This is a genomic window from Leptothoe sp. EHU-05/26/07-4, assembly GCF_043421015.1.
GTDB classification, from domain to species: domain Bacteria; phylum Cyanobacteriota; class Cyanobacteriia; order Phormidesmidales; family Phormidesmidaceae; genus Leptothoe; species Leptothoe turfae.
Genome location: NZ_JAXSQV010000009.1, coordinates 59872 through 81416, shown reverse-complemented (window position 1 = coordinate 81416; position 21545 = coordinate 59872). Strand labels below are relative to the sequence as shown.

General features: G+C 45.1%; 15 protein-coding genes and 2 pseudogenes. 14 read left to right on the top strand and 3 right to left on the bottom strand.

The genetic code is table 11. The annotated features are described in order from the left end of the window. Nucleotides 1-53: 53 nt before the first annotated feature. From U2F10_RS35045 to U2F10_RS35030, 4 genes and pseudogenes are all read left to right on the top strand, one after another. On the top strand, nucleotides 54-1244 hold the full coding sequence (locus U2F10_RS35045; protein ID WP_163665641.1) for an HlyD family efflux transporter periplasmic adaptor subunit: 1191 nt from the start codon (nucleotides 54-56) through the stop codon (nucleotides 1242-1244). 48 nt (nucleotides 1245-1292) lie between these two features. After that, nucleotides 1293-2459, top strand: coding sequence for an ABC transporter permease DevC (gene devC / locus U2F10_RS35040; protein WP_163665639.1), 1167 nt, complete (start codon nucleotides 1293-1295; stop codon nucleotides 2457-2459). A 76-nt stretch (nucleotides 2460-2535) separates the two neighbouring features. Next, nucleotides 2536-3759 (top strand): annotated as a pseudogene (locus U2F10_RS35035) (MFS transporter). Between the two features lie 156 nt (nucleotides 3760-3915). Then, nucleotides 3916-4680, top strand: coding sequence for a thioesterase II family protein (locus U2F10_RS35030; RefSeq protein WP_163665635.1), 765 nt, complete (start codon nucleotides 3916-3918; stop codon nucleotides 4678-4680). On the opposite strand, the gene U2F10_RS35025 is transcribed toward U2F10_RS35030, so the two are convergent. The 3 genes and pseudogenes from U2F10_RS35025 to U2F10_RS35015 form a co-directional block, all read right to left on the bottom strand. Further along, nucleotides 4640-5617 (bottom strand): hypothetical protein, encoded by a 978-nt coding sequence (locus U2F10_RS35025; RefSeq protein WP_163665634.1) that lies wholly within the window; start codon nucleotides 5615-5617, stop codon nucleotides 4640-4642. The two genes, U2F10_RS35030 and U2F10_RS35025, sit on opposite strands and share 41 nt — an antisense overlap. Nucleotides 5618-5695: 78 nt before the next feature. Next, on the bottom strand, nucleotides 5696-6952 hold the full coding sequence (locus tag U2F10_RS35020) for an adenylate/guanylate cyclase domain-containing protein (protein ID WP_163665632.1): 1257 nt from the start codon (nucleotides 6950-6952) through the stop codon (nucleotides 5696-5698). Between the two features lie 95 nt (nucleotides 6953-7047). Continuing rightward, a pseudogene (locus U2F10_RS35015) lies at nucleotides 7048-7234 on the bottom strand (IS4 family transposase); the annotation flags it as partial. Nucleotides 7235-7889: 655 nt separating this feature from the next. On the opposite strand from U2F10_RS35015, the gene U2F10_RS35010 reads away from it, so the two are divergent. The 10 genes from U2F10_RS35010 to U2F10_RS34965 all read left to right on the top strand — a co-directional run bounded on the left by U2F10_RS35010 (nucleotide 7890) and on the right by U2F10_RS34965 (nucleotide 21516). Then, nucleotides 7890-8939 carry a hypothetical protein gene (locus U2F10_RS35010; RefSeq protein WP_163665628.1) on the top strand — a complete coding sequence of 350 codons (1050 nt, stop codon included), beginning with the start codon at nucleotides 7890-7892 and terminating at the stop codon, nucleotides 8937-8939. A gap of 94 nt (nucleotides 8940-9033) precedes the next feature. Beyond that, nucleotides 9034-10335 (top strand): S8 family peptidase, encoded by a 1302-nt coding sequence (locus U2F10_RS35005; RefSeq protein ID WP_163702648.1) that lies wholly within the window; start codon nucleotides 9034-9036, stop codon nucleotides 10333-10335. A gap of 54 nt (nucleotides 10336-10389) precedes the next feature. Next, on the top strand, nucleotides 10390-10998 hold the full coding sequence (locus tag U2F10_RS35000) for a hypothetical protein (protein ID WP_499874774.1): 609 nt from the start codon (nucleotides 10390-10392) through the stop codon (nucleotides 10996-10998). Nucleotides 10999-11175: 177 nt separating this feature from the next. Continuing rightward, the gene (locus U2F10_RS34995; RefSeq protein WP_499874773.1) at nucleotides 11176-13503 is read left to right on the top strand and encodes a beta strand repeat-containing protein; all 2328 of its coding nucleotides are present in this window, start codon (nucleotides 11176-11178) and stop codon (nucleotides 13501-13503) included. A 268-nt stretch (nucleotides 13504-13771) separates the two neighbouring features. Beyond that, a complete protein-coding gene (locus tag U2F10_RS34990) occupies nucleotides 13772-15487 on the top strand; it encodes a hypothetical protein (protein WP_499056789.1) in 1716 nt (571 codons plus the stop codon). 84 nt (nucleotides 15488-15571) lie between these two features. After that, complete coding sequence (locus tag U2F10_RS34985; protein ID WP_499056790.1) at nucleotides 15572-16594, top strand: hypothetical protein; 1023 nt, start codon at nucleotides 15572-15574, stop codon at nucleotides 16592-16594. A gap of 55 nt (nucleotides 16595-16649) precedes the next feature. Then, the gene (locus tag U2F10_RS34980) at nucleotides 16650-18875 is read left to right on the top strand and encodes a hypothetical protein (protein WP_499874772.1); all 2226 of its coding nucleotides are present in this window, start codon (nucleotides 16650-16652) and stop codon (nucleotides 18873-18875) included. Further along, entirely contained in the window at nucleotides 18868-19293 is a 426-nt protein-coding gene (locus U2F10_RS34975; RefSeq protein ID WP_163701067.1) for a hypothetical protein, read from the top strand. Before U2F10_RS34980 ends, U2F10_RS34975 begins: the two co-directional genes overlap by 8 nt. Next, a complete protein-coding gene (locus U2F10_RS34970) occupies nucleotides 19283-20029 on the top strand; it encodes a hypothetical protein (protein ID WP_163701065.1) in 747 nt (248 codons plus the stop codon). The genes U2F10_RS34975 and U2F10_RS34970 overlap by 11 nt, the downstream gene beginning before the upstream one ends. A 173-nt stretch (nucleotides 20030-20202) precedes the next feature. After that, the gene (locus U2F10_RS34965; protein ID WP_499874771.1) at nucleotides 20203-21516 is read left to right on the top strand and encodes a hypothetical protein; all 1314 of its coding nucleotides are present in this window, start codon (nucleotides 20203-20205) and stop codon (nucleotides 21514-21516) included. Nucleotides 21517-21545: the final 29 nt, after the last annotated feature.

The window sequence follows — 21545 nt, the reverse complement described above, 5'->3', positions numbered from 1 at the left end:
CTAGCGTAGATTTTGTAGCTTCCGACGCGTGTAGATATAGACCAACTGACATCATGCAGCTTAATTCACTGGTGATATTGCGAAAATATAAATGGGCCATTGTGCTAATCGTTTTCACGGTACTTGCCTGGCCTATTTATAATCAGGTAATATCTCGAACCTCTCAGGCACAGGAAACGGAGTTGGAGACCATTGAAACTCCTGACACTCCATCTCCCACCATTGCCGCATTAGGACGAATTGTTCCTAAGGATGGTGTTATTAACATTTCTGGTGCAGGCCAGTTAGCTGATGTTCGAGTAATTGAGCTCCAGGTTCAAGAAGGGGAAACTGTCATTCAAGGGCAAGTGCTAGCTCTTCTTGACCCTTTCTATGCGCAACAGGCCAGTCTAACTCGGGCCGAAAAGAGAATGGCTGTAGCTCAGGCTCAGCTAGAGGGAATATTAGCGGGAGACGCGAAATTGGGGGATCTAGCCGCTCAAGAGGCTCAGATTGCCAATCTAGAAGCTCAAGTACGTACCGAAGTAATTGAGCAACAGGCGCTGATTACTCGTATGCAAGCTGAGTTAGTAAATGCAGAAAGCTCCTATCAACGATTTCAAACCCTCTACAATGAAGGAGCTATCAGTATTGCTGACCTGGAAGATAAACAAGAAGCATTCGAAATTGCCCAAGCCCGACTCGATGAAGTCGAGGCCCAGCTAGAAAATATCCAATCCACCCGCGCCCAACAAATTCGCCGTGAAAGCGCCACCTTAGACAAATTGACCGAGGTGCGCCCCGTTGATGTGACCATAGCCCAAGCCGAGCTGGAGGAAGCGACAGCCGCCGTGGCAGAAGCAGAAGCCACTGTGGAGCTTGCTAGGGTCCGAGCGCCAGTCGCTGGACGTGTCTTGAAAATCCATACCCAGGCCGGTGAGCGAGTGAAATTTGACGATGGCATCCTGGAGTTAGGGCAAACTCAAGCCATGTACGTTCTGGCGGAGGTTTACGAGACCGATATTTCCAGGCTCAAACCTGGACAAACCGCAACGGTTAAAATTAGTGCCCTGATGGAAGCCCTACAAGGAACAGTGGAACAAATTTCACCTCAAATTGACCAGAAAGGAATCTTTAATAATGATCCCGCCTTAGGAATTGACGCCAGGGTTTTTGAAGTGAAGATTCGCTTGGACCCATCTGATAGCCAAAAAGTAGAACAATTTATTCATATGGAGGCTGACGTTACCATCCAAACCCCATAGTGACTATATTGTTGTTCACTCTTTATCAGTAATTGAGTCGCTCAATCCATGATGAATATTTTCGACTCAGAGGCATGGCTACAATTAACCCACAAAAAGTCTCGCCTGTTTATCAGTCTGCTTAGTGTCACTCTTTCTGTTGTCCTGATGTTTGTGGCTACGGCACTAAGGGATGGTATTTTTGAAGATGCAGTAACAATTCATAAAGCATTGCAGGCGGATCTATTTATTCAATCTGATCAAGCAGAAAACTTTTGGGCACTCAGAGCAGAGAATTTTTCCAAAAGGGTCTTGTCTCAGATTTCCGCTATCCAGGGAGTAGCGTCAAGTCGTCCACTTTATTTCAAGTCTGCTGGCCTCAGAAATCCCCAGACACTAGCTAAAAAAGTAATTCTTATATTCGCCTTTGATCCTAATCAGTCTGCGTTTAATTTGTCTGAAATCAATCAGCAATTGAATGTCATTACCCAGGCCAATACCTACCTGTATGATCAGCTTTCCCAGTCTGGATATGGGCCAATTATTCAGAACCTCGAAGATCAGGGATCTTTCATCACAGAAGCGGCAGATAAGAAAATTAAGATTGCCGGTCTCTTTTCTCTGGGTGGCGGCATTTTATCTGCCAATGGCATTATGGTGACCAGTGATCTGAACTTTTCGCACCTATTTAATCATCCTATCTCTCAAGTCAACATTGGTCTTGTTATCTTAGAAACAGGAAGTGATCCCCAGGAAGTCAAACAAAAAATTGCTGAAATCTTACCTAACGGTTTAACAGTTTTGACTAAAGAAGAAGCCATGGCGAGTGAGAAGCAATATTGGCATACAGGGTCTCCTATTGGCTTTATTTTTAATACTGTGGCAATGATGAGTTCTTTATTTGGTGGGGTGATTATCTACCAGATTTTATTTACCCAAATCTCTGAATATATTTCGGTATACGCTACTTTCAAGGCCATTGGATATACCAATCGGTATTTAATGAATACGGTTCTTCAGGAAAGTGTGATGATGGCAGTTCTAGGATTTATTCCTGGCGTTATTATCTGTCTATATTTATTCGGATTTATTCAAAACCAAACTCGCCTGCCTATGGATATGAGTGTGGCAAGAATATGCACTATTTTTATCTTGACTGTGATTACCTGTTCTTTAGCTAGCATTATTGCCCTGGTAAAACTCAAGGATGCTGATCCAGCCGATTTGTTTAGATAAGTTTTAGATCAACCAAGGGATTGATTCAAAACAATACATAAGGAGCCTAGGAGCCTATAAGGTGTAGAGGTGTTCCATGCATGGGACACCTCTACATTCTAAAGGGGGGAGCATGATTCAGCTCATTGGTTTCATGGTATTGCTCTATGGCATTCAAGCGGCTTGTAGTAATCCAGGACTAGCCTTTCTACCCCTTGTAACTTATCTGACCGATACGCTAGGTTTTTCTGCCACTCAGCTGGCTAGTTTTCAGCTAGTAGTCGTTCTACCTTGGTTTATCAAACCTCTTTGGGGTCTTTTAGTCGATGGGGTGCCCCTGTTTGGTCATACCTTCAAAAGTTATTTACTCATTTGTTATGGCGGCATCATTGTGAGCTTTGTGATGATCACAAGTTGGTCTGAACCCTCAACTATAAGTTGAGTTGCCTTGGGCCTGGTGATTTCCACTGGTGTGGCATTTTCTGATGTAGTAGCAGATAAATTAATGGTGGTAGAAGGTCAGAAACAAGGCAACGCCAATATCCTGCAAGCTTCTCAGTGGGCGGGATTAGGATTTACTGCGATCGCAATGTACGGTCTAGGTGGGTGGTTAGCCGAGCACACCCCTCTTTCAACTGTGTTCCTACTGAGCACAATTTTCCCAGGAATTGGCTTTATCGCTGTTCTAAGTTTCTTTCCTGAACAACCCAATAAAACGTTTACTCTAGGCCGAAGTTGGCAACAATTTTGGCAGGTAGCCAAGCAACCCAACCTAAAATTGATGCTTGGCTTGATCCTGTTGCTGGACATTAGCCCAACTCCAGTGGACTATGTTTACCAGCGGCAGATCTTGGACTTTAGCAACACGCTAATCGGTAATCTTAAAGCGGTGGAGTGTTTGGGATTAGGGTTGGGGGCAATTGCCTTTGGAATTCTAACGCAACGCTTTCCAAAACTACCCCTTTTAAGATTAGTCATCATCAGTGGTGCAATTTCCCTGCTGAGCTTATCCTTTATGCAGGATGTTTCCAGCGCCTATGGCGTTTACCTTGTTCGCGGGTTTACGGTCACATTAAGAACTCTAGGACTTTTTGGGCTAGTGGTACAAATCTGCCCCCAAGGAGCAGAGGGGTTTACCTATGCCCTGATGGTTTCTGTTGCAAACTTGGCAACCAATATAGGGCTGTTGTGGGGGGGACAACTTTATGATTGGGGTATCTCATTTGCAATGGTTGCGATAATTGGCTCGTTATATATTCTGTTGTGTGGCGGGGGAATTTCATTGATAGCCGTATACTCAGATAAATTGCGGGGGTTTTAGGTGTGTTTTATCGATTTATGATGTAGGTTATGTTAGTCATGTAGATCTGCCGTATTGATGTCAAAAGTTCAGAAGTGTTTAAACTATACCGTTATCGCTGGTAGCTATTATGTCGTAGTACTAATAAACAGCTACTGAATGTTGGGTTTAGGTGGAATGACACATATACCAGAGAATAGCGCTGACTGGCTGATACCCTTAGGTGAGCAGCGATCTCAGGCTCGACTGAATGTATTTTGTTTCCCTCCTGCTGGATCTGGTAGTGTGTTTTTTCGCCATTGGCCAGCAGCCATGCCTGGATGGATAAATCTTTGGGCATTACGATTGCCAGGTCGTGAAACTCGGTTTCGTGAGCCGCTGTTGACCCAGTGGCCGAAGTTAGTTGAACCCTTGGTACAGGCGCTTACCCCCCATTGTGATCAGCCATTTGTTTTGTTTGGCCATAGCTTCGGAGCTTTAGTGAGTTTTGAAGTAGCCCATCAACTGCGGGATCGTTTTGGATATGCTCCTGTAGCTTTGGCTGTTTCGGCACGTCAGCCACCTCATACTTTTGCAGCTCAGCGCGATGACCAGCAGGATGATGCAACATTAATTGCCGAGCTACGGGCCGATGAGGGGACACCGGAGGTGGTTTTGCAAGATACTAAGATGATGGAACTGTTATTGCGAATTTATCGGGCAGACTTATATCTGAATCGAACCTATAGTTATTATCCTAGAGGCCCTTTATCCTGTCCCATTTTAGCGTTAGGGGGGGAGAATGATAAAGGGGTAAACACTCAAGATCTGATGCGATGGCAGGAGCAGACCGATCAGACATTCCAATTGAAGTTGTTCCCTGGAGGGCATATGTATTTGGTAGAGGAGCAGAATAAAGTTGCTATGATTCAAGCCTTGACGGAGTTTGTAGCTGATTTTTGATTAGATCTGGGTCTAGTTGAAAAAACTTAAGCAATTGTTGCAAAGATGTTGATACAGCTGTGGGTGTAGTTTTTTCAACTATCCTGAGAGTCTCTTCATTTAAATAGGGAAACGCGTCTCTAACCAAGGCGTCAATGACGTCATCAGAAAAAAACATTAATTCTTGAATCGTTCTGCTCAATCGGGAACGGGCAAAGCTAAGTTGCCAGCGGGCTCGCTTGAGTAAGCGCTGTCTAAAACTTTCAGCAAGTTCGGGATGTTCTGCTGATAACAGTTCTATTTTCTGTTCTTGAATGTAGGGAATAATATCTGGATTCTCTTCTAAAAAGATTAGACTCCCTTCCCGATTATAAACTGTAACACCATCCATCCCCAGGGATGAAATATCGGCTAGAGCAAGGATACGAGTGATAATATGGGGTGGATTTTCGGAATCATATAAAGCAGGTTGATAAATAGATTCTTCTAAAGGACTATAGGTGCAAATTGTGCCTAGAATTGCCAATTGGAGTAACTCAATATCTTTCTCAGAAAACTGCGCTTGAAATTTCCCAGCTAATGCCAGGTTCTGATTAAGCTGGCAAATATAGGTCAACAACTTGTCACATGTTGCCTTTTCACTCTCTCCACTGGCTCGCCGACGAGTAATATGGGGATGACTTTGAGGCAAGAAGATTTGTACCATATCGTGGGTTGCTACACACAAATCAAGTAGGCTGTGTATGCGACTTAGATCAGGGTTTTTCTGGGTGTCCTGATTAGACTTTTGCCAATGGGGGGCAACGATAGAAAAGATTTGATTGGCTCGTCGTTGGACAGTCTTGATATGCCAGCGATTGTGATAGTAAAGCTGTTGATTTTGAATTGTTTTATCAAATTCTGCTAATACAAACTGTTTTGTTAAGGCAACAGTTTCAGAGAAAGTATTGGGGAGCATAATGGAACCTGCAGCTTGAACCCTGACAATGAGAGTAGAAAGTTATAAATGAGTAAATGTAATTCAATTTATTAACCGTTATTTTTGAGTAAAGCTCCAAATGCCTTGCCAACCATTAGGAAGGCTCCGTTGGCTTAATTGTTGAATCCGTTCTAAGTAAAATTGTACTGTTTTATCTATTGGGTTGATCTTTAGAACCTGTTCAAAATACCTCTGTGCCTGAACCCAGTTGCCCTCTTGATAGAATTTTCTTGCCTGTTGATACAGGGCAAGAGTCTTCTTTTTTAGAAAATGAGAGGTTTCAAGGTCAGCTTCTAAGACTTCATAAATGGTAATGGGTTCTTGACGCCCCTTGACGATAACGCGATCTAACAATCGAAAAGTGTACTGTTCAGGCTGACTTAACTGCCCCAAAACTTCCTCTGAAATGAGGAGCGATGCGCCATAGTATTTGGTTAACCCTTCTAGCCGAGCAGTCAAGTTGACATTGTCTGAGAAGGCATCGCCCTGCATACGATTAGCTTCACCAACCATGCCTACCATCATATGCCCCACATGAATACCAATACCCACTTCCAATGGTTGGTACCCCGCAGACAAACGGTGCTGATTATATTCTGTCACTCGCTTAGCTTTGGCAATGCCCGCCTGCAGTGCATCATCAACGCTTTCGGGAAAAACTGCCATCATGCCATCCCCTAGATATTTAACGATGAAGCCATTGTGATTACGAATTTCTGGGCTAACCCGTCGTAGGTAAGCATTAATGAAGTTAAAGTTTTCCTGGGGGGTCATGTGTTCCGACAGGGTTGTAAATGAGCGGATATCAGAAAACATAACGGCCATCTCTTTACTAACGTGATCCCCCAGTTGAATATTGATAATACTATCTTGCTTAAGAAAAATCAGGTATTCTTCAGGGACAAATCGACTGTAGGCCTCTAAAAGATCGGAAAGGTGTTTATTGGCATCAATTAGCTGCTGCTCATGATGTTTAACGGATTGTACCGTTTCTGAAAAAACTTGAGCTAAGTTGCCTAGCTCATCGGTTCGGGCAGAGATAGATTTTAGACTATTAGGATTAAAGGTATTGTTTTGAACTGTAATAGCTGCCGCCGTAATTGTATTGACTTGTTCAATGTAATCTACCATGGTTTGATTCTGTTCTTTGAGATTATTTTCCAGGGTTGTTGAGTGATCTGTAATAATTTCAACGATAGTTTCTAATTCGCTATTTTTTAGCGTTAAGTCTTCAACTAATTTACGTAAGCGTATGATCTCTGTTTCCAGGGAAGAATGCCCATTGGGATCTGGAATAGATGTTTCAGAATTCATCTTGGATAATGGCAAGCTTTACTTCATAAAATGGCCAAGGTTATTGTGATTTGATGCGTTATGGTTACCCACGAATTAACCGCATGATACGTCACTATTGGCTGAGCTTCCAGCTTGCCCCATAATCGATTGGGATCGTCTTCAAAAAATAATTGTGTCGGCCCACACTACGACACCGGTATGGCGCAAATTATTAACGTTGTAAAGCACTTCAGCAATATCCCCTTCTCGGTCAAAGATATGAATAATGTGGGTGGAGGAAACGATCATTTGCAACAGCTCTGTTGTGTTCGAAAGACCCATTGGAGCTAGTGCAATGCTATACCGAGACTACTTTAAATATTGCCTGTAATCTCGGTGCAACGCTACACCGAGATTATGATCTTGTAGTATAGGTAATTATTGTTGCATGGATTGTTTGGTAAAGCATTGTTTCATTTGCTAAGAAAAATTGAAATGTCTCGAAATGTCTGGCGGTATTTTCTTCCCTTGTCTATGATAGGTCTACTGGTTTAAGTTGGTGATGTACCCAGAAGCCTTTTGTTTTTTGAGCTAAGTAGCACTAGATCTGTTTGACAGATGTTTCTTTGCGTGTTGTAGCTAATAAAATAAGAGAGCCTATAGTATGGGTTTTAGCTTTTTGGTAGCATGCTTTTCTTGAGGCTAAAATCTTGCTACTCTTTGTTTGAAGATAGAAGATATGGTCCAAGAAGACGTTTGATTGTCTGTCGTGATGCTGTCACGATGCCTGATTTTAGGCGTTATTCCCTGCTTGTATGGTTTTTGATAAAAAGTTTTTTGGTGAGCTGTTATAGCCATCCAGAAAATTAGAGTTTCTGCACCCTGTAAACCTATGTCAAGTGAATTCAGAGAAGAATGTCTGCTCTGAATGGGTGGCTGAACGTGATCGAAGTAAATAGTATCTGTTTTAGAGAATATGGTTAAGAAATCACGCTCAACAGCAAATTGGACAGCGATTAGCCAAGGGTTTGGACTGGCCAGTTCAGTGAATTCTGCAAATGGGGAAACAACATCGACAATTGTAGAAGAGCCAGCTGTTACTAATACAACACCAATTTTGCTGTCTTCGTTTTTGAACTATGGTCAGTTATCAGTTGTTGCCAATGCCAATGAAGGTGAACTGTTTACGAATCCCACTGATTTTAAGGTGAAAGTAACCTTTGTCCCTGATGTTAAAGGGACATGGTCAGTCGAGGTTCCAGATGAGCTATTGCCAGGTGAGCTAGAAAATCCATTGTCGCTCACTTCCCTTGGCCAGACAGTTGATCCAGCCGAATCAATTCTAGTTCCCTCACATGTTCTCAAGCCCACATTTCCAGTGGGTGCCCTATTAATTAAGCAAGCAGAGCACTATGAAGAGGTGGGAGAGCAGACTACCATTAGCCTGGATCCAAAAGAAAGCGTCTCCTTGCTTTGTAATTATTATTCTCAAAGTAGCGATTTGTATGATCTATCTGCTACAGATAGTATTACTGTTTGGTGGTTCCTTGAAGTTAATAGAGAGACTCCTACTAACGGTAGATTTAAGGTTGAGGCCGCATCGGGATACCTGTTTAAGAATAACTTTGAGCATACCCTAACATTTTATTTCTCAGCTGAAGGGACCTGGAAAATTTTTGCAGAGGGTAAATCCATTGACTATGTTGGCTATACTTCTGTGTATACAGAGGCATTTGATTCATACCTTCTACCCGGTTCACCGGCTGGCTGCTTACTAGTCGGGCGAGGAGAAACAATCAAAATAGGCGATGAAGACTCAGGACTGGGAGCAGACGAGCTAGTCCCCCTTAAAGATCAGAATGCTTGGTCGTTGGAGCCAGGCGAAACAATTCTTTTCGTTTCCAATGGCAATATTGAGGAGAATTTCACAAAGAGTGACAATGGCCAAAACGGAGGTATTGATTGGATATTTAACAATCATTCTGACGAGATTACGGTCAAATGGGCTGTGGTAGGGGCGAGTTAACCCTAACGCTCCGTTTTGGCAACAAAACACGCTGATATCTGATGGATAACTGTTCGGAAGAAAAAACGCTGTTCAGGCTGACGGTGGAATCGCTATGAAACCTCATATTCTATTGACCCTAGTTAAAGATATTGCCCCTGGTCAGATTCCCTACTGGGAGGATGTTGCTCAGCGTAAAGCAACAGCACCCATATATCTCACGCCAACAGTGGATAGGGTGACTGAAAACTATGGGTGCTCGTTTCAGATGACGCGGGAGTATAGGCCTGCCAGAGAAACTCATTGGGATCACGATGAGAGAGAAAGTAAGTTTGATCGGACATATCGTCTGATTTTGCAACAGAATAAAAATATTCCACCAGGGTTAATTGACGATATTGCTGTTATTCCTAATGTCGAAACGGTCACGGCTGGGAGAGTGGCGACAGCTGAGCTACCTCAGGTAATTGCTAAGGGGTTTAGTCTCACTACGGGTATGCGATCGCGTCAAGCCATCTACCTACCAGAAGCCCATGATTACAGCCAGGGAGATTCTCAAATCACCATTGCTGTTCTCGATACGGGGGTTGATCTCGATCACCCTGAATTAACAAATGTGTTACTTCCCGGCGCAGATTTTGTTGATATTATTGATGGTGCCGGTAAGTTTCTCGGTGATTATTTAGGCTATGACGAAGACCCAGACGATGAAGTAGGCCATGGTACCCATGTGGCTGGAATCGTTTCTGGTCAGGGGATAAAGATGCCTTTGGGTGTGGTGCCCAAGTGCAAGATTTTGCCAGTACGGGTGTTAGGAGCACTAAAGAGAGGGTCTAAAAAAGTTGGTGCGGGCTTAGTGGACAATATTAATACCGGTATTAAATGGGCTATTGACAATGGAGCAAATGTGATTAATATGAGTTTAGGGATAGAACATACCGGTGGTGGTTTACCCCATGAAGACGTTGTAAACTACGCCCGCCGAAAAGGAGTTTCCATTGTTGCCGCCTCAGGTAATGATGGTAAAGAACAACTTTATTATCCAGGTGCATTGCCCCATGTGATTGCGGTAGGGGCGCTGGATGAATCAGGTAACGTTGCACCCTTTTCCACCTATGGTAAACAGGTAGATTTTGTTGCTCCTGGCACTGATATTTACAGTACTTACATTGGTAATGATTATGGTTTCTCCACGGGGACATCCCATGCTTCGCCTTTTGTTGCAGGTGCGATCGCTCTACTCAAATCCTATGCACGACAACACCATAAGGCTAATTTGTCCGACCAACAGGTTAAATACCTGCTGAAACACACTGCTGACAAGCTCGATAAACGGTTTAAACATCCCAAGGCAGGTTTTGGCAAACTGAATTTGCTGGATGCTCTACGTTTATTAGATTACAAGTTTGCAGCCTGACTAGACATTACTGAGATCAGGCCGCTGTAATAGTTGTATTTTTTTGAGAGATTAATGATGATTTTCGATGAATTTGTTCTACATAATTCCCTCACCCTAAGCGCCAACCTTGAGCTTGTTGAAGTGTCAACAACGTCAGTTCTCCCGTTGGCAGACTCACAAATTACTGAACTTAGAGCACAGCTTGCATTAAGAAACTATCTAATTAGCACAGGGACACTGGGGAACGCAATTACGAACTCAATAGATAATGATTTATTGCAAGCTGCCTACCAAGCTTTGATAGATGTCTATTTAGCCTATGACAATGCTATCCGTGTATCAGAGGCTGGGTCTGAGTTGGTAGACGACCCGCTAATCGAGCCACAATTACAGACCACTTTGTCAACGGCAATTGAGGCAGTAAAAGGATCTGCTAGTTTTGGTAGTAGTCTTACATCGACAGGTGCTTGTTATGATCTCTTTGTGGATGCTGAGAGTGCTTTGACGGCAGCTAACACAGAAAATGCAACCACAATCACCCTTGCAGCGCTTACAGACACCCTTAAAACTGCAATTAGTGATATGGGTACAGCACTGGATAACCTAACAGAGGCCATAACAGGTGGCGAAGTTGATAATTGGTCAGTAATTAAGTCCCAGTTTGATCTCGCGACAGCATAAGAGCGATAGCGTAAATGCTGCAATGGTAACGCCTCGTTTTCAGTATTATTCCATTACTAAGACGAGGCTTAGGGCCATTGCAATTGGTCGATAACTCTCTTTGGCTAAGGGTAGGGTTGCATAAAGGTGAGTGACTGAAAACTGGTTTAAAGAATATTTGGTTTCTGGAGTTAGCTGATGGCTGTTGATATCTTCTCTAGACTTTATGAATTATTCCCACTTACTTCATCAAGTGAGGTGGATAATGCTATCTCGGCTTCAGTTTTAGCTGGCACAACATGGAGTATTGAGAACTTTGTTAAAGCATTTGTTACTGAGTCCAAGATTCCGCTCTCTGAGGTAGTACCTGACTTGGCGACTGAGAGCTTAGATTTCTATCAGAGATTAGATCTCTCTCGCTGGACCCCAGATAGGTTCAGTGATGATAGCTTACCAGAAACAGTACTCTCACTTTATTCCTATTTGGCTAAGAGTGAATTTGTGTCCCTAAAAGATACGATTATTACTACAGCCTATGCAGCCCAGATAGTTCTGAATTTAGCCCTTACTGCTCAAACGATAGCGAGCAATGCTCGAACGATAGCGAGCAATGCTCAAACAACAGCGAGCAATGCTCAAACGATAGCGAGCAATGCTCAAACAACAGCCAATGCTGCTCCTACTATGAGCCAAGTTCAAACGGCTATTGACGATTCTATTACTGATATTATTAATACGACTATTGCTGACTTTGTGAACACAGCCCTTGACAGTACTTCCTTTGCTGCAAATGTTCATACAGCTGTCAACAATTATCCGGTTGATGAGAAGCTTGATGATTTTCTGGCTGAGGCCATGAACAGTGCTTCCTTGGATAAAATTATTCCTGATGCTGTCAACAATTATCCGGTTGATGAGAAGCTTGATGATTTTCTGGCTGAGGCCATGAACAGTGCTTCCTTGGATAAAATTATTCCTGATGCTGTCAACAATTATCCGGTTGATGAGAAGCTTAATGATTTCTTGATGGATGCTATTAACAGTATTTCCTTAGATACAACTATTGTTAACGCTGTCAACAATTATTCGGTTGATGACGGACTGAGTATTTACCTGAATGATGCCATCGTCAACGCATCTTTGGATACAACGATTAATAATTTTGTATCCACTTATTCGGTTGATGACGAGCTTAGAAATTACCTGAGTAATACTATTACCAATGCGTCTTTGGATATCACTATTGATACAGCTATTAACAATTATTCAGTTGATAACGGGCTGAGTACATACCTGAATGAGGCCATTGCCAATGCAGGCTTAGACACAACAGTCACTAACGCTATTAACAATTATTCGGTCGAAGACGATATTAGAGATACCGTGAGCACAGCTATTGCCAATGCGGGCTTAGACACAACAGCCACTAACGCTATCAACAGTTATTCGGTCGAAGATGATATTAGAGATACTGTAAACACAACGATTACCAATGCGGGCTTAGACACAACGGTCACTAACGCCATTAACAGTTATTCGGTCGAAGACGATATTAGAGATACCGTAAGCACAGCGATTACCAATACGGGCTTAGACACAACGGCCACTAACGCTATTAACAGTTATTCGGTCGAAGACGATATTAGAGATACCGTAAGCACAACGATTACCAATTCCTCCTTAGATACAACGGTCACTAACGCTATTAACAGTTATTCGGTCGAAGACGATATTAGAGATACCGTAAGCACAACGATTACCAATTCCTCCTTAGATACAACGGTCACTAACGCTATTAACAGTTATTCGGTCGAAGACGATATTAGAGATACCGTAAGCACAACGATTACCAATGCAGGCTTAACCACAACAGTCACTAACGCTATTAACAGTTATTCGGTCGAAGACGATATTAGAGATACCGTAAACACAACGATTACCAATGCAGGCTTAACCACAACAGTCACTAACGCTATTAACAGTTATTCGGTCGAAGACGATATTAGAGATACCGTAAACACAACGATTACCAATGCAGGCTTAACCACAACAGTCACTAACGCTATTAACAGTTATTCGGTCGAAGACGATATTAGAGATACCGTAAACACAACGATTACCAATTCCTCCTTAGATACAACGGTCACTAACGCTATTAACAGTTATTCGGTCGAAGACGATATTAGAGATACCGTAAACACAACGATTACCAATGCGGGCTTAGCCACAACAGTCACTGACACTATCAACAGTTATTCGGTCGAAGACGATATTAGAGATGCTGTGAGCGCAACGATTACCAGTTCCTCCTTAGATACAATGGTCACTGACACTATTAACAGTTACTTGATTGAAGACGATATTAGAGATGCTGTGAACGCAGCTATTAGCTCCTCATCTCTCAATACAACATCGTTGGCCGACATAATAGCTCAAATAATAGGAGAGGAAGGGGAAGAGGAAACTGTTGTCAGCGATATCGACAATTGGGATCTGGTTTGGAGCCTGTTTACTAGTTCAACTTAATAACTCAATCCTTACAACCTTTGCCATATGACTCTATTAAGGGTTTCAATCTATCTCTATCTCTACCACTCCAACTATGACATTACTGAAAGTTCCGGTCTATCTCCGCCAACCTAAATTAGAAAGGCTCTCATGGATTATTTTCAACATTTACCCAACGGGAAATATCGGGAATAGACAGAATAAAGACCAACCCGATATACCCTGACCAAAGTCTTCAAGACGTCGTTTCAATCTGTTCATTCTATTGATTTTTGGGAGAATTATCATGACTGATACCGTAGATCTAGTACTACAAATTACTGAACCATCTGTTACTTTAGATTCCTACGCTACAACTGCATTAGAAAAAACTAGACTCTATTACCAAGATAAAGACGATAACCTGGCAAGTAGCGATCAGGCTAAAACCTATCTTGCCACCGAAGGGATGCTAGGTACTATCTCCGTCATAACTGAACGGTTAAATAAGTCTGGATTAGATAATGTTTTACGATTATTGCTCTCTGAGCCAATAATCTACGCAACGCTGCTCAGGAAATCTATTTATGTTGGAGATATTACTTATTATGATAATACAATAAGTAGCGGTGATGGCATAGATAAAGACGATACTGAAGGTATATATAATTCGGTATTGCGCCATGTGAGCGATATCCCCAAACGATATTTTTTAGCCCGGATGATTGCCTTGGTCCTGGACGATAAGCATATTCAGGTCCAAGCCGGTGACAAACGTTGGGAGCAGCTAGAGGATTTACTCTTAGAACAGGGGCTGCCCATTACTGTTGGTAAGGTTGAGCCTGCAGTTAATGAGCTACTCTCAACCATCTATACTGAGGGAGATATTCCCCATTATGTAGAACAGTTTGTTGAAAATCTAGAAACGAAAGAGGCAAACGGAGAGAGCACAATTCTTCCCAGCTCTGTTTTTACCACCGCAATTAAGCAGGGGATGACCGATTATTTGGTCAAACTGGGTGTTCAAATTACGTCCGAAAGCGATTTTACAAATGGTGTCTACAACGAATACTTCTTCCTGGCCTATAATGAAGCGCTAAAAATCGCCAACGTTGCTGAGGATCCGATTGATACGGCCCGTATCAAAGGAGGAGAAACCACCTGGGACTTTTCCGTTGATACCTTTGAGAGTATCGAAGAGCAGGGCGTTAGTCCGGACAACATTTTAGCAGCAGGGGCCCTAGACTACATCTACTGCATTGGTGAACGGATGCATGTATTTGATGTGGCCAATGCCCTGGTACTACGCTGGGCTGGAGGCGTTCTCGATGTCCCCGATGGCACAACGGCTGCCGCCCTTTACCGCTACCATAAACTGCGCAGTGAGCGCTCCACTCCCCAAGAGCGGGCTATGCTGTATCGTCGTGTATTAAATCGAGGTGGAGGGCAGCTACTCTCCAATATGGTGGCCAATGAAGACTTTCCTCGACTATGGCACCAGCTTATGTCTGAAGTAGCCGAGTATATCCGCAAAGCAGAGGGCAGCTACTCAGCCGAGAGTTGGGTCTCCAAGGCTCCGATTTATCAAGCTACTAAGAACCTACAGTACAACCTGAGTGAAACCATGACCGGTATGGCTCACCTGCAGGTCACTGAAGACTATGCCCATTTACAAGAGGCATTAGACATTATCAAGGCTGACTATGTACTCACATCCTATGGTGGGCGACGTGAAAGTATTTGGACAGTGATTGAACAGGTTGCAAAAGAAGACTTGGGGATAATGGTCTCCAGCGCCCCTATTCGCACCTCTGCGGTAGAAGGAAACAAAGTCTTTCAGTGGGTTTCAAACTTTAACGAAGGATCTGTTCAAGACAGTTCATTCCAGAGTTTTCTCTCGTCGGCAGAAGCCTGGATTATTGCCCAAGCCTCCATGGAGGAAGATGATGGCTCTTTTGGACGAGACGGCGATGGTATGGATGACATGGACGGTATGGATGATGATTTTGATGATTGGGATTAGGCAGAGGAGAGAGATGTTGCATGCAATGTCTGTACATTTGGGTTTTGTTGATAGTTTTGTTGGGCATATAGAGGCTGACGTACCATGTCACAATTAGTACACGATGATCGAATGCATAGAGCTCGACAGCGGGCACGGGAGTTGTTGCAGGAATCACCTACATTCCGCAACATGAATCGAGATGAACAGATGGCCATGTATAAAGACATGGTGCAGAATCAATACAATGATTTAGCTGAGGGCAATGGTGGTCAGTTAGCGGCACAAAGAGGCCTATCAACTGGACTGGCGGCCAGTGATCAAATCAATGACAAGCGTCACCTGAATGAGCGAATTGGCTCGGAAACAGGTGATATGGCCTCTGACTTTATTAGTGATGTGGATTTTCCTGAATTTGTGGAAGATCTGCTGACAGGGGTTTTTGACGCCAACCTGAACGTCACTGTTACCCAGATGCAGGAATATCAGCAACTGCTGAAGTCTGCAACTAAATCCCTGAGCCACTTTGTCAAAAATGTCAGTGACGAAGATGCCTTTGGTTACCTGGCGGATAATATGGGTGACCAGTTCAGCTTTATGGAAGATGAACAGGGTGAACCCACTCTAGGGAATGCCAGTGGGCAACAGCTGGATCTTGGTGACAACCAAGTGAAAGCTAAAATCATGGATGCCAAACTGGCATTGGCAAAGGAACAACGGGCCTTATTGCGAGAGACTATTTTAATGGGTATCTCTCGACTGGTGGTCGAACGAGGTACGGTAAAAGCAGCCGTTGTTTTTGATGTCAAGGCTACTGAAAAGATTAACAAGACTGACAAGGCGGCTCAAACAACGACTACGAAGACCGGTGGTACCCATGGAGGGGGACTCTTTGGCTTTATTGGTCGACGCAGTTCCCGTGCTAGAAAGCGCAGCAAAATTAGTGTGTCTTCTGCTAAGAGTACGGCGACAACAGATTTAGCAGCCCAGATCACGGGATCGGTGGAGCTAGTATTTAAGTCAGATTACTTTAAGCTAGACAACTTTGCTTCCATGTATGGTGGCGAAGTACCACAAAACCAGGCAGGGGCTCAACCGCAACAGCCAGGACAGTTGCCAGGGGGATAATCAATGGTTAGCGTCCAGACTCTCGTTTGGTTTTTGACAACATCGAGCAAACACCATGGCCCTGGCAATTTTAAGATGGCAAGACACTGATGATAATTATGCCCATTTTGATATTGATATTGGCATTACCAATCGGTACTACCGCTATCACATCGGCGATGGGGACATCTATCGGGTTAACGGTCTCAAACAGCTAGAGGGTCCAAACGTTGTGTCACCCTTGATGGGACCGTTGCCGCCGGAAAGTTTAGGTCGTAAGACCCTAGCTATTCCCAAAGAACAGTTTGGTCGCAACCATCGTCATATTCAACTCTTTAGTTTTCGTTCAGCTCAACAAGAAGGCCTCGCCCTCTCTGAGATTGTTGAGCTTCCCATTATCGGGTTGCCCCGTGAGCATCATTCTTCCCAAGGGGGTGTTCACCCTAACCCGCGTTCTTCCGTTTCCCTAAGTTTGGAGGTCCCTATGCCATCACAACCAATCGCCCAGCCGCCGGTTGAGGTGGTTGCCTTTGCGTATAAAGAAACACCCCCGCTGGATATGGCGCTGGCTATGGGAGGATTCTCCTCCTTTATTAGCAAGCTGATTCCGGCTGCCAAGAAAGTGGCCACGGCTGTTGTTACCAATCCCCAGGCCCAGACTGCCCTTAAACAGGCGGGTACCTTTCTGCAAAATCCTCAGAATCAGCAACTGCTGATGAATGCAGGCACGGCTCTGCTGTCCCCTAAGGGCGAACAAGGCCAACAGGCTTTGAATAACCAGGCCTTGATGCAACTGTTGATGAATTTTCTTGCTCAAAGTGGCATGGTGGCGGGAGCATCGGCAACTGGCGCTAAACTGGCTGCGACTCAGCCTGTTATGGCGGTGGCCGCTGGCCGCTCCCATGGCAGTACAAACGGCTTTTCAACCGCCGCATCTGCTAGCGGCTATTCCCAAACACTGTTTCTGCCAGCCCTGGCAGCCTTGCTGGGAGAGGGTGGGGCGGCTGCCGGAGCGGCTGGCGGGGCGTCGTCCTTGTTAGGGTCGGCTGGCGGGGCGGCCAATCTTAGCGGGTTGATGACCTCCCTGATGCCGTTGCTACAGCAGGTGCTGACCCCAGAAACTGTACAGATGATGCTGCAAAATATATCCCCCACCAAACTGTTGGGGGCGGTTACCGACAGTGTTACCCAGGTGGCTAAGGTCAGTATGGAGGATAAAAAACAAGATCAGCAGCACATTGAGAAACTGATAGAGAATGTAGATGATACGGCTATGGAGAAGTGGGCCTATAGCTCGGCGATGGTCAATGCTCTGACCTGGTCGCCTCAGGAAATTGACTATCGACGGGTGGCTCGGGTACGGCTGGACTTTATGCAGGTCACTCCCCTAATGCTCCACGGTCGTACTCGGGTGCTCTACCATCAGGGGCATGATATTGCCTTTCCTCTTAAGTTAGATACTCCGCGACCGATTGCCAGGGGGATTCTCCAGATCCTGGTAAAAAATCCGGAAACCTTGGAAGTTTTAATTGAGAAGACATATCGGGTGGAGGATCTCACCCATGGTCCTTTGACTGTCGTGCCAACGCTGTCCCAAGAGCAGTTGGCTATGCTCGAACCCAACGAGGATTATTTGGTGATGGCGGTGCTGGCCTGGGGCGGTCGCTCCCAACGGACCATGGGGAAAAAGCGCATGGGCACCAGTATGACCCAGATGATTACCCTGGTGCGGGACTATTGCTTTGACCGCATTGAAGGTCAGGGGGAGACGGTGGCGCTTAACGATGTGGATCGCTACCGGTCTTACTGGCATAAGGTGTGGCAGGGGCAACTGTCGAAGCAGCGACGTCAGCTGACCCTGGACTGCAAGTACTACTACTCATTGGAACGCGATCGCACTACCCTGGCCCGCATGGAAACCCTTACCCGGATTGAACAAACCAGCCATAGTCACCAGGAAGGCAAACTCAAGGCCGGCATGATGCTTAATCCCGAGCGGCTCAATGAGCTGCTGGGACAAATCTCTCACCATGCCCCCCTCAACGATGAACAGTTAAACGCCCTATTTAATCGCGACAATATTGATTTGTTTAATGCCCTGGCCCGCAGTTCAGTCAAATTTAGGGGCCGCAGAGGTAGCACGGTGGCCCTATGGGTATATCCAGAGTTCAAACTGCAGCGTATCCTGCTCAAGCGAGTCTCAGACATTGATGAAAACGGCCATGTGACAGAGCTAAGCGAAGCGCCAGTATATTTCCCCATGCCCACTAAAGCCCACTTTATAGGCGTTAGCGATGAATAACCATACAGAACCTCCTACAAATTCTCCTAATCCCAGCCAGCCAGTCCCACCGCTGCCTGGCAGGAGTGACGTCACACCGTCAGAGATGATCGAGTTAGAAGTTACCTCTCCAGACCCTATTGTCACAGCTGCCACCAGCAGTGAACAGTTTGAAGAGCTAGATCCGCTGCTCCCCCTAGCGGACCTGATACCTACCCTGGCGGACTACGAAAAACAGCGAGTGGATCCGGACACAGGGCAGGTCTTAACGGTGGAAGAAATCAAGCTGGATATGCCCGTTGAACTGCGGGTAATAGTGGATGAAGCGGGTCAGGTTACCCTCAAGGGAGCCCCGCCCACCCAGCGGACGGCCACCACCGTATTGCCAATGTTCCATCAAATGCAGATGCACATTGTGGAGGCTCGCTATGGCGACTAAAGGAAACAAATCTTGGAATTTAGAATCCTTTCTTGACTCCTTGATCCTTGAGTTAGACAAGGCCCAAGACACATTGTCGGTCAAAGGTTTAAACCGCCGATTGACTTACATGGTGCAGGATATGAATCTAGAACTCCAGTTGTTTCCAGAGTTTGATGGCGACAACGTACGCTTTACCACGGCCAAGCCAGGGGAAAAGGGTGCGTCCAAAATCTCCTTCCAGCTCGGGTCCATTAGCGACAGCCAAATTCGAGAAGTGACTCGCCCGCCAATTCAACATGGGGAAACGTCCATTGATGAGGTGGACATACCTGACCACGAACGTAAGGAGCTAAAAAAACTTGGTATTCAATCCACCGAAGATTTACGTCGCACCGTCGAAGATCGCAATGTGGACCTGGGTAAGGTGACCAAAAAGAAAGTGAGCTATAGCAGCCTGGCTAATCTTATTAACCAGGCCCGCCGTCAGGAGCATCCACCCAGTGTGGCCAAGGCCAGCCTTTCTAAAGCCCAGGGCGATACGGTTTTAACCTTGGAAGGTAACAACTTAGCCAGTGCCCAGTCGTTGGATCAGTTTCCGGCAGCGGTGATCAACGATCAGCCAGTGGAGATTCTTTCCGCAAATAACAAACAGCTCAAGATCAAGGTTAATCAAACTCACCTAACAGGCCACGACAATCAGCTTAAGGTAGCGTTGGATCCCTATGCCGTATTTACGATGAATTTGGAATCTTAGACGAAGCCGCCATAGGGAGCGAATTGGGGAATCGGTTAGTAGCGTTAGTGGTTAACCCACCTCGCCTTTCAGGTGCCCCTCCCGAGAGGGGATTTAAGGGAATTAAATTAGTCACCTTACGAGAATCTTGTTACTTAAACTTTGAACTTTGAATTTTCACCTTTGAACTCACCATGTCTGCTTACACGCCACTTAGCCACAATCGTCTATTAGCCCTGGAGCACCATATCCGAGGGCATCAGCCTCGGGTCAGGTCTGTACGCCAGCAACCGTTGCAGCAACCAGTGCGACGAAGACGACGGGCAAAAGAAACACAGCAGGCATCCATGAAAAAACAGGAAGCACCCCCATCTATGGACTATAAGGCACTGATGCAACGGCTAGGTGAGCCTCCTACTCCCCGATTAAAACAGCCCCAACATGCTCCAGCGTCAGTCCCCCCTAATCCAGCCCTACAAAACCCGCAACCACAGCCAACTCAGCAGTCTGCCGGAGCCTATCGCCAGCTAGCCGCCCAGCTGGGCCAACGATATCATAGCTTCCCAAAAACTCGTACACCTAATGTCGATCTTCCCACCGTTCCCACCCCCATTAATCCCAATATTGTCGAAACATTTTCGGTCACTCCCACACCAGACACCATTGCAAAAAAACAACGCCGACAAACCCTTAATTCCCTCCTAGAATCTTCTTCTGCACCTCCTTGGGCTAAGCATCCGTCAAAGCCTACCCCATCTGCTCCTCCTGCATATCGCTCTACCCAAACCTCTAACCCACAACCAACTGCCCCCCTAACCAGCTATAAATCCCTGGCCACCACCATTCGCCAGGCCAGACTTGGTCTCTCTTTCGAGCTTCCAGAGCCAGCAACTGTTGCCACTAAGTTCTATCCACCTGCAACCAATGGAGCCATTGACGAGGTTTTTACGACAGACGCTGATGCCTCATCAGTTGAGTTAACCAGCGTTATACAACAAGATGTTACAGAAGTGGAGATTGCACAACCACCTATTACACAGGAGCAGATAAGATTAACAGATAATTTGCAAATCACTGACGGAAATTTGCAATTAGAGAACTATCCTAAGGTTAATTTTAACTACGAGCGGGAAACACAATCAAATGTTCCGTCGCTTGAGAGCCAAGTCGTCAAAGCCTTCTCTAATAGTCAAATACAGTCACCAGAGAAGACTATATTCTCTGAAGAGACTCCGACCAAAGATATCCCAGCTTCGGCAGCTACGATTGATGTAGTGCCAATAGTTGACACTGACGATACCAGTGGTGATAGTACACTCCCATCAACCTTTGATATAGAAGGACTACGTAACAACGTATTGCTGTTGACCTATCAGCTGGCCTGTCCGCCCCAATTGGTAAACCATATGGCGCAGCTACAACGCAAACGCCATAGACGAAAACAGTCCAATAAACAGTCTACGTTAAGCGCGCAAAATACAACTCAGTCCTCTCCAAAAGCATCATGACTTCATAGTCAATCTCTACTTTTTACTTA